Genomic DNA, 9,018 nt, shown 5'->3' with positions numbered 1-9,018 from the left:
ACTCCGTCTGCGACGGGCGTTCACCGATCGACTATGAGCGATCGACCATCCGCGCCCTGGAGGGCCAGGCCGCATAACCGAGTCCTCCACGATTCCAGGGGATTGACACACGGCGGCCCGGTCACCGCCGGCTTGGACGCGGCCGGCTTGGATTCCGAGTCGGAGTCGGTTATCAAGGCGACAGCCAGCAGCACAAGGCCGACAATCACCAGCCAACCAACCGCATCGTTCCCATCCTCGCCCACCTCATCCACAGTAGAGGCGACGCCGCTTCGTGCGCAGGTCGTCGCCGATCAGGACTTCGCCGCTGCGCTGCTCCTTCAGCGCAACGCCGGCGGCCTACGGACGACCTGGACGAAGGGCTCCGGCAGCTGACGGTTGCCGCCAGCCTTACCAGGTGAGGATCTGGCCACCGTCCACGCCAACGTGGTCGCCGTACCGCGTGGACCGGCAGCGAAGCGGACCCGCCCTCGTATCGAAGGGTGCCCGCTTCGCTTTGGGCTCTACGCCAGCCTCTCGACGGCCGAGGTCGTCGCGGCCTTCTCCCGCGCGACGCGGCGGCGCCGGGTCGGCAGCGCGAGCGTGGGGTTGGCGACGGCCCAGGCGGCGCCCTTGCAGACCAGCTCCTTGTAGACGGCGGCGAGGCGTCCGGTCAGGACCGCCTGCTTGGTGCGGTCGTCGGCGGTGACGTACTGGATCAAGCCTTCCCTGTGGCCAAGGGAGACGCACTGGTTGAAGTAGCGGATCGGCACGTTCGGCAGCTTTCCGCCGGTCAGGCGCGCCGCGATCGCGTCGGCGGCCTGCCACGCGCCCGGGCCGCCCGAGGCACACGACATCCTTAGCGGTTTGTCGGCCGGTCCCATCGCGTAGGCGGCGTCGCCCACGGCGTACACATCGGGGTGCGAGACTGAGCGCATGGTCCGGTCGACCACGATCTGCCCGGTGCCGGTGACCTCCAGGGCGGTCGCCTTCGTGATCGGGTGGACTGCGAAGCCGGCGGTCCACACGGTGACTGCGGCCGGGATGGTGTTGCCGTCGGCGGTGGCGACGTGGTCGGCTTCAACGGCGGTGACGGCGGAGTGCTCGTACACGGTGATGCCGAGCTTGTCGAAGACGTTCCGTAGGTGTCCGCGGCCCTTGGGTGAGAGCCAGTCGCCGAGGCCGCCGGAGGCGGCGAGGGCGACGTCGAGGTCCGGGCGTGCCTCGGCGATCTCGGTGGCGGCCTCCAGGCCGGTGAGGCCGCCACCGACGACGACCACGGCCAGCCCGGCGTCGAGGTGGGCCAGGCGCTCGCGCAGCCGGAGCGCTCCGGGGCGGCTGGCGATCTCGTGAGCGTGCTCGGCGACGCCGGGGATGCCCTGGGTGTTCCAGCCGCTGCCGAGGGCGTAGACGAGGGTGTCGTAGGCGAGTTCTTCGGCGCCGTTCGCGTCGACGACGGTGACCGTCTTGCGGTCGACGTCGACACCGGTGACCTTCGCAAGCTTCAGCTCGACGCCGGTGCCAGCGAACATCTCGCTGAGCGGCCGGAGCTTGAGGTCCTGGCCGGCGGCCAGCTGGTGCATGCGGACGCGTTCGACGAAGTCGGGCTCGGAATTGACGAGGGTGATGGCAATGTCCTCGCGGCGGAGCCGCCTGGCGAGGCGGCCGGCGGCGATGGCTCCGGTGTATCCGGCTCCGAGAACAATGGTGCGGTGCTGCATCTTCCCTGCTCCTGTCTTGTGCGGGTCTGCCACTTGAACCGGGCGGCCCGCCGTTTCCTGACAGGGAACGACGTGAAGCACCTCACAGAGCGGTCAGAAGGCGTTGAACAGGGGCTCTCCGTGGTCGGAGGTCGCCCAGCGTGCGGTCGCGCGTTCGAGCTTGTCGGGGTTGACCTGGTTGCGGAACGCGGCGATGCCCTCGGCGGTAACCTCCAGGCACATGACGCCGACGACCCGGCCGTCCACGACGGCCACGACGGCTGGTTCGCCGTTGGCGGTCCAGGCGTAGACCTCGGGTGCGCCGCCGACGATGGCGCGCTTGATTTCGCTGGGTTTGAACAGGCCCCGCAGGAACTTCGCGACAGCGACGGCGCCCTCGAACGCCCTGGCGCGGGCCGGGACCTTCCCGCCGCCGTCGCCGATCGCGATGGCGTCCGCGGTGAGCAGGCGCACGAGCGGCTCGGTCTGGCCGCTGGCGGCGGCCGCCAGGAACTCCTCGACGATCCGCCGGGCGGCGGCCTTGTCGATCTCGGTGCGGGTCTTGCCGTCCGCGACGTGCTTCTTGGCGCGGTGGAGGATCTGCTGGCTGGCGGCCTCGGTGATGTCGAGGATCTCCGCGATCTCGCGGTGCGGGTAGTCGAAGGCCTCCCGCAGCACGTACACCGCCCGTTCGTTCGGGGAGAGGCGCTCCAGAAGGGTGAGGACCGCGTACGACACCGATTCGCGCTGCTCGACGGTCTCGGCTGGGCCGAGCATCGGATCCCCGGCGAGCAGGGGCTCGGGAAGCCACTGGCCCACGTAGGTCTCGCGGCGCGCCCGCGCGGAGGTCAGTTGGTTGAGGCACAGGTTGGTGAGGACCTTCGTCAGCCATGCCTCGGGGACCTCGATGCGGTCGACGTCGGCGGCCTGCCAGCGCAGGAACGTCTCCTGCACGGCGTCCTCGGCCTCCCCGACGGAGCCGAGGAGACGGTAGGCGATGGTTTCCAGGCGCGCCCTGGAGGCCTCGAACCGGTCGACGTCCTCCGCGGTCAAGGGCATCTCCCGATCCTAACCTCGGCGGTCACGGCGACTGTGATCTTGAATGTCCGGCGGGCGCCTCAGGGGCGTAGCCCGGCCAGCAGGATGTCCAGGTAGCGGTCCGCGTCGTCGTCGGTGGCGCCGATCCGAACCGCGTGCTGCAGGCCGCACAGTAGGCGCCGCAGGTCGTCGGCGGTCAGGTCGGGGCGGATCGCGCCTTCGGTGCGGGCCCGGTCGAGCAGGGTGGCGATGGCCGCCGCCAGGTCGCGGCTCAGGTCCAGTGTCTCTGCGCAGACCGCGTTGACGGCGGCCAGCACCTCGGCCAGTGCCGGGTCGGAGAGCTGGATCCGCAGGCCCGCTCGCAGCAGCGCGGCCAGGCCGGTGCCCACGTCCGGCTCGCGGGCCGCCGCGACCGCGGTGGCGACCAGGGTTTCCAGGCTCTGGGCGGCGAGCGACTCGAGCAGGGCCTGCCGGGTGGGGAAGTGGCGGTAGACCGTCCCCACGCCGACGCCGGCCGCCTTGGCCACCGCGTTCATCGACAGGTCGAGGCCGCCTGCGGCCATGCGGTCCCGGGCGGCGGCGAGCATGCGGGCGCGGACCCGGGCCGAGTCGGCGCGCAGGCTCTCCGCGTTCGTGGTGGGGGACACACCTGGAGGATAACTTATCCGTTCTCGTGCTAGCTTCTGCCGCAGAAACGGATAATTAATCCGCTAAGGAGATGGCGATGGCGCTGAACTGGACCGTGGACCACATGCCGAACCAGACCGGGACCGTCGTGGTCACCGGAGCCACCAGCGGCCTCGGCCGGGTCACCGCGGCGCGGCTGGCCGAGGCGGGCGCGACAGTGCTGATGGCCGTGCGCGACACCGCGAAGGGTGAGCGGGTCCGCGCGGAGATGCGCGGGAACGTCGAGGTACACCGGATCGACCTTGCCGACCCGGGCTCGATCCGCATGTTCGCGGAGTCGCTGGGCCACCGTCGGATCGACGCGCTAATCAACAACGCCGGGCTTTCCGCCCGGGAGCGCGAGCTCACCCCCGAGGGCTACGAGCGGGTGATCGCCACCGACCACCTGGGGCCGTTTGCGCTGACCGGGTTGCTGCTGAACCGGTTTCGCCCGGACCGGCTGCCCCGGGTGGTGACGGTCGGCTCCAACTTCTACCGGCAGGTGCGCTCCGGCACCGACGACGAGAACCTGGCCGCCACGGGATCGTTCCAGCCGCTTCGCCAGTACGTCCGGTCGAAGGTGTCCAACCTGATCTTCGCTCAGGAGTTGGACCGCCGGCTGCGTGCCGCGGGCTCGCCGGTCCGCAGCTTCGCCGCCCACCCGGGGATGGCCTGGACCGGGATGCAGGACAACCCGGGCAGCATCGCCGAGCGGGTCCTCGTGGCGGCGCTGGGCGCCCTGGTCGCGCGCAGCGCCGAGGCGGGCGCACTGCCGATCCTCTTCGCCGCCACCGACCCCCGGGCGCGGGCCGATGCCTTCCACGGACCGTCCCAGCGCAAGTGGGACAAGCGCGTCCACTTCGCACCGGTCGTGGCGCCGTGTAACGACTCGGAACGGGCCGCTCGGCAGTGGGCGATCGCCGAGGCGGCGACTGGCGTGCGTTACCTCAGCGGGGTCCACCTGTGACGTCTGCTGTCACCAGCCTGGCGGCACTGCGCCGCTCGTCCTGCTATTTCGGATCCAGGCGAGGAAAGAGAGCCGCAGGCTTGGTGACGGCGGTGCCGGCGAGTCCCTCAAGCCAGCTGTGTGCGGCTGGCACGTCGCTCGACATTCAGATGATCACCGATGAGCTGCGAGCCCCACACATCTGGGCCGGCTCCCCCCTCGAACCCCGCTCAACTTCGAAGAGCCAACATCTTCGAGCAACTCGACGCCCGCTGGTCGCAGGTCGGCTGGGAAGCCGTCGTTCAGGGGCGTCCGGAAGTCATCATCATCCTCGACTACGGCGACAAGCCCGCGCAGGAGAAAATCGACTGCTTGAAGGCCTCTCCCAAAACCAAGAGCCTACCTGCGGTGGTCAACGACCGGTTCTTCATCCTCGACTACAACGAGGGAATCAGCGGTCCCCGCAATATCGATGGTCTGGAGAAGTTCGCCAAGTACCTGCGCGCCGTTCGTCCGTAGAACCAGGCAGGGGAGCGGAACTGCCGGGAGACGCCCACACGCGCTGTCGGTGCGGACGCTTGTCCCAGCCACGGTTCGTTGGCAGGCACGCTCCCCTCCCAAGCGCCAGTGTGAACCTGCCCGATGGCACGGATCATGGAGAACCGCTCACGGACGATTCGGTCGATGGGTGGCCGACGGCACCGTCGTCACCGACCGCGCGGTGCCGTGCCGATTCATCTCGGTGAGCCGATGGCGGGGGAGTGGTCGGGGTCCTGTCACCTACCGGTGCAGCACACCCGGGAGTCATTCCTGCTCGAACCGGCGGCGTGATGCCAGGATCTCATCCAGGTGTCGGCGGCTCCACCGGCAGAAGCCATTGATCGTGTTGTGCAGCTCCCGGCCAGCAGGTGTAAGCCGGTATTCGGTGCGTGGTGGCACGGTGGGATGAAGGGTTCGATCGACTACTCCGTTTCGCTCCAACTGTCGCAGGGTCGCGGTGAGCAACCGGTGGCTGATGCCGGCGACCTGCCGGTGCAGTTCGCCGAAGCGGCGTGTGTCGGTGCCGATGGCTTCGATGACCGGCACCGCCCACTTGGTGCCGACCGCGTCGAACACCTCGCGAGCCACCTGGTGCACCTGCGCCACCTGTGCCGCCGTCGGCGTGCCGGGAAACGGCTCGTCCACTCGCCGTTCCTCCTTCGCATGCGCCTCTTACCAAAAAGTGCGTACTTATCCCATCCGTGGCCATCGCCGTACGGTCTGGTCGGCAATCTCAACGTACAGGAGTGGATATGACCGTCCTGAAGACGTACGCCCGGCTCTGGGTGGATGACCTCGACGTCTCGCTGCCGTCGCTGCGGACCCTGGTCGGCGCGGAGCCGGATCTGCGGTTCGCATTCGACGCGATCGAGTTGGCCGCGATCGGCGACTTCCTGGTGATCGCTGGCCCACCGGAGGAGCGGGCCCGCTACGGGCACGCCTCCGCTACCGTGATCGTCGATGATCTGGACGCCGTCGTGGCCGGGCTCACCGCTGCGGGCGGCGAGATCATCACGCCGGAGACGACTGGCCCGACCGGCCGCTACCTGTACGCCCGGCATGCTGGTGGGGCAGAGGTCGAGTACGTCGAGTGGGTGCCGGAGTTGGTCGCGCGGATCATCGGCCCCTTGGCTGCCCGGCGTTGAGGCCAGATGCCCCAGGGCGCGCACCGCGCCCTGGGGCCGCAGCGGGTGTGCGGTGCTGGGGCATGGAGGCCGCACGGAGTCGTCGGCATGCGGGTACGGGGAGCGGAGGTTCCTCGTGTGTGGGGTGCCGGTCGTCCCGGAATGCGGTTGCTTCCGCTGAGTACGGGTGCCAGTGCCCGGACTGGTTCTCGCACCGTCACCACCAGACGGCGGATACAGGACGGCTCGATCGCAGGGCCCACGAGCCGTCCGTCGAACACAAGCCACAGAAAGCCTATAGGTTTAGTAGGTAATTGGTCAACGGGTTGGCGGCCCCACGTGCGAAAGATGACATCCATCGGCGCATTCGTTGACATCGCCGCAGTCGGCAGGTGGACTCAGCTCATGTCCAGCGAGCTGCGGTTGACGACCCGCGGCCACATCGACCTCGGTCGGGTGTGGTCCAGCTCCTGTCTGCGCTGACCGGCACCCACACCCGCTGCGCCGCACAGGCCCACCGAGGTGGGCTCACCGTCGAGCCGACCGCCATCCCCGCGCCGAGACATCCCTCACCGACCCGTGCCACCGGCCCGGGCGGGGTCTCGCCGTACCCGTTTCCGCCTGCCTGGACAGGAGACCCCGTCATGCCCGCGCACCGCCTGCGCAATCTGACCACCGTCGTCCTCACCGCCCTCCTCACGGTCACCGCCGGCTGCTCCACGGGTAGCGCACCCGCTGCCGAAGCCGCCGGCCGGCCCCGCTCCGGAGGCACCCTCACCTGGGCCATCGAGACCGAACCGGTCACCCTCAACCCGCACCAGTACGCCCAGGCGAAGGCCCGCCTGCTGGTCTGGAACACATTCGAGTCGCTGCTCACCTACGACCAGCAGGGCAAGCTGGTGCCCTGGCTGGCCACCGGCTGGCAGGCCGCGCCAGACGGCCGCTCCTACACCCTCACCCTCCGGGACAAGGTCGCCTTCTCCGACGGCACCCCGTTCGACGCGACCGCCGTCAAGGCCAACATCGACAAGCTTCGTGAGAGGGCGGTTACGGAGATTGTGTCCCTCTCGGGGCCAAAGCAAACATGCCGGGCTCGTTTTCGATGAGGACATGGCGGCTGACCATGCGTTTCAGCTTGGCGCGGGTGCCTTCGACGTGTTTCGGTATAGCTGTCGCAGGCCGCCTGGCTGAAACCGTCAACGGTTACCAGGGCCAGTGGTCTATCGGCGTTCTCGTGGACAACCTCAAGGGTGTGGGCCCGCTCGACGGCTGGCGAACGTGGGGTGACATGGGTGTCCCCTACAGCCGGGACGAGTACGAGCAAATCACGACGACCAGCACGAACGAACTCGCGCTTCTGGAGATCGAACGCGGCTGGCGCGACATGAAGACCACCCTGGACCTGCGACCGGTCTACCACCGCCGCGAGGACCTCATCCACGCCCACATCCTGCTGTGCTGGCTGGCGCTGCTGCTCATCCGCGTCGCCGAGACCACCGCCGGCCACACCTGGGGCGAGATCCTTACCGACGTCGAGCGACTGCACATCGGCGTGTTCACCGGCCCCGCCGGCACGTTCTGCCAGCGCACCGAACTGTCCCAGCCCCAGAAGGCCCTGTTCGCCAGGCTGAAGGTCACCGAACCGCCCCGCGTCATCAACGCGACACCCGCACCCGCCTGACCAGCATGGACACCACGGCCTAATGACACGCCACGTCACCGGGCCTACCCGTGTTTTCCCAGCTCAAGCCCCAGATCCGTGGGCTACACCGAAGTGAAGCTGCGGAACGCAGGCGGGTGGTGGGGTGCCAAAAGCCGAACCAACAACCCATTGAGATCGCGCTATGTCAGCATCGAAGCACCCTTAGCTCCAGCAGTGACGCACCCCACAGCGATCAAGCAACCAAGATCACCAACAGCATCCAGTTCCTGTGACGGAACCTACATCCCTGCTCGACCTCTGCGGTATCGCTTGCTGGCGCTCTATCCAATACCCTAGTTTACCGATGGGGATTCGCGGTTATGGAGCGGGACGCGGTGTGCATCCAAAGGAGAGTGGCCATGTCCGGTCAGGCCCGGCCCGCGCAGATTTCGCGCCGCGTGTTTCTCGTCGGTGCGGGTGCGGGTGCCGTCGGTGCGCTGTCTGATGCCGGTAGCGCAAGCGCCGGCCCGCCATCTGTCGACACTGTTCTGGAGTGGTGCGACATCACGGCGGCCACAATCGGCGTCATCGGCGGCCGGCTCCAGGTGAGCGCCAGCGCGTCTGGGCGATCGGCTGGATCGCCAGCTGGCGCGGGGCATCAGCCATGTCAACGGTCGGGCTGCCGGCGTGGCACTGGCCAGAGCGGTCCACGACTCGCTCCGAGTCTGCGTCCCCGATCATGCCGCCGCTCTCGACAGCGCAGTGGCCGAAACGCTCGCCTGGCTCGGAGACTCGCATGAAACCCGCGCCGCCGTACGCACTGGCCAGGACACGGCTCACGCGGACCTGGCGCTGTTCCAGGATCACACCGGTGCCGCGTCCGACCGCCGCGACCAGGAACACCGGGTCGGTGGCGATGCGAGCGCCGCACAGCGCCTCGCCGTCCACGGCCGCGCCGGGCAGCGGCCCTGGACCTGGTCGGCAAGGTCGACGACAGCGCTGGGGCGGATCCGTTCGGTGTACCTGGCACACGTGGACGCGAACTTCGCCGCGCACTTTCCGTTGGCCCGATCGGCCGACGTTGCCGGCTAACGCCGCCCTGGACCGGCTCACCGACGGCCTGGGTGCGCCAGTTGGCCTTCGAGCACCACGTGGACGTGGCGGCGGAGGCCGCGTCGACCCAGTTCGCCGCGCACGCCGAGACCCGCCTGATACCGAACGGCTCGCCGCCGGCTTTCGGCGCGAGTGGGTCGCCGGATTCCGCGACGGCTTTCGGCCAGATGGTCGGTGGCTGGGGTGGCGGTCAGCGCGGCTGACTGATTCGCACTGGGTGCCCCTGATTGGGGGCAGGGAAGGAGCGTTGCGCGTTGGCCGCCGCCGCCG

At 69.0% G+C, this 9,018-nt stretch carries 10 protein-coding genes and 1 pseudogene; 6 read left to right on the top strand and 5 right to left on the bottom strand.

Annotation, left to right across the window (positions count from 1 at the left end):
* Positions 1-503: 503 nt before the first annotated feature.
* The 3 genes from V6U90_RS31620 to V6U90_RS31610 all read right to left on the bottom strand — a co-directional run bounded on the left by V6U90_RS31620 (position 504) and on the right by V6U90_RS31610 (position 3,364).
* On the bottom strand, positions 504-1,700 hold the full coding sequence (locus tag V6U90_RS31620) for an NAD(P)/FAD-dependent oxidoreductase (protein ID WP_334444538.1): 1,197 nt from the start codon (positions 1,698-1,700) through the stop codon (positions 504-506).
* A gap of 93 nt (positions 1,701-1,793) precedes the next feature.
* Positions 1,794-2,738 carry an RNA polymerase sigma-70 factor gene (locus V6U90_RS31615; protein WP_334444536.1) on the bottom strand — a complete coding sequence of 315 codons (945 nt, stop codon included), beginning with the start codon at positions 2,736-2,738 and terminating at the stop codon, positions 1,794-1,796.
* Between the two features lie 59 nt (positions 2,739-2,797).
* A complete protein-coding gene (locus V6U90_RS31610) occupies positions 2,798-3,364 on the bottom strand; it encodes a TetR/AcrR family transcriptional regulator (protein WP_334444534.1) in 567 nt (188 codons plus the stop codon).
* Between the two features lie 77 nt (positions 3,365-3,441).
* Here V6U90_RS31610 and V6U90_RS31605 point away from each other — a divergent pair, with 77 nt between their 5' ends.
* Both V6U90_RS31605 and V6U90_RS31600 read left to right on the top strand, forming a co-directional pair.
* Positions 3,442-4,350, top strand: coding sequence for an SDR family NAD(P)-dependent oxidoreductase (locus V6U90_RS31605; RefSeq protein ID WP_334444532.1), 909 nt, complete (start codon positions 3,442-3,444; stop codon positions 4,348-4,350).
* Positions 4,351-4,509: 159 nt separating this feature from the next.
* Positions 4,510-4,848: a hypothetical protein gene (locus tag V6U90_RS31600; protein WP_334444530.1), complete on the top strand. Its 339-nt coding sequence runs from the start codon at positions 4,510-4,512 to the stop codon at positions 4,846-4,848.
* A 285-nt stretch (positions 4,849-5,133) separates the two neighbouring features.
* On the opposite strand, the gene V6U90_RS31595 is transcribed toward V6U90_RS31600, so the two are convergent.
* Positions 5,134-5,475: a winged helix-turn-helix transcriptional regulator gene (locus V6U90_RS31595; protein WP_334444528.1), complete on the bottom strand. Its 342-nt coding sequence runs from the start codon at positions 5,473-5,475 to the stop codon at positions 5,134-5,136.
* A 146-nt stretch (positions 5,476-5,621) separates the two neighbouring features.
* On the opposite strand from V6U90_RS31595, the gene V6U90_RS31590 reads away from it, so the two are divergent.
* From V6U90_RS31590 to V6U90_RS34100, 3 genes and pseudogenes are all read left to right on the top strand, one after another.
* Positions 5,622-6,014 carry a VOC family protein gene (locus V6U90_RS31590; protein ID WP_334444526.1) on the top strand — a complete coding sequence of 131 codons (393 nt, stop codon included), beginning with the start codon at positions 5,622-5,624 and terminating at the stop codon, positions 6,012-6,014.
* A 623-nt stretch (positions 6,015-6,637) separates the two neighbouring features.
* Positions 6,638-7,099, top strand: coding sequence for an ABC transporter substrate-binding protein (locus V6U90_RS31585; protein ID WP_334444524.1), 462 nt, complete (start codon positions 6,638-6,640; stop codon positions 7,097-7,099).
* Between the two features lie 248 nt (positions 7,100-7,347).
* Positions 7,348-7,674: pseudogene (locus tag V6U90_RS34100) on the top strand (IS1634 family transposase); the annotation flags it as partial.
* Positions 7,675-8,220: 546 nt separating this feature from the next.
* On the opposite strand, the gene V6U90_RS31575 reads toward V6U90_RS34100, so the two are convergent.
* Positions 8,221-8,583 (bottom strand): hypothetical protein, encoded by a 363-nt coding sequence (locus V6U90_RS31575; protein ID WP_334444522.1) that lies wholly within the window; start codon positions 8,581-8,583, stop codon positions 8,221-8,223.
* Between the two features lie 185 nt (positions 8,584-8,768).
* Here V6U90_RS31575 and V6U90_RS31570 point away from each other — a divergent pair, with 185 nt between their 5' ends.
* On the top strand, positions 8,769-8,951 hold the full coding sequence (locus V6U90_RS31570) for a hypothetical protein (protein WP_334444520.1): 183 nt from the start codon (positions 8,769-8,771) through the stop codon (positions 8,949-8,951).
* Positions 8,952-9,018: the final 67 nt, after the last annotated feature.

The organism is Micromonospora sp. CPCC 206060, assembly GCF_036906895.1.
Lineage (GTDB): Bacteria > Actinomycetota > Actinomycetes > Mycobacteriales > Micromonosporaceae > Micromonospora.
The sequence above is the reverse complement of the archived record's forward strand: the minus strand, read 5'-3'. Positions and strand labels throughout refer to the sequence as shown.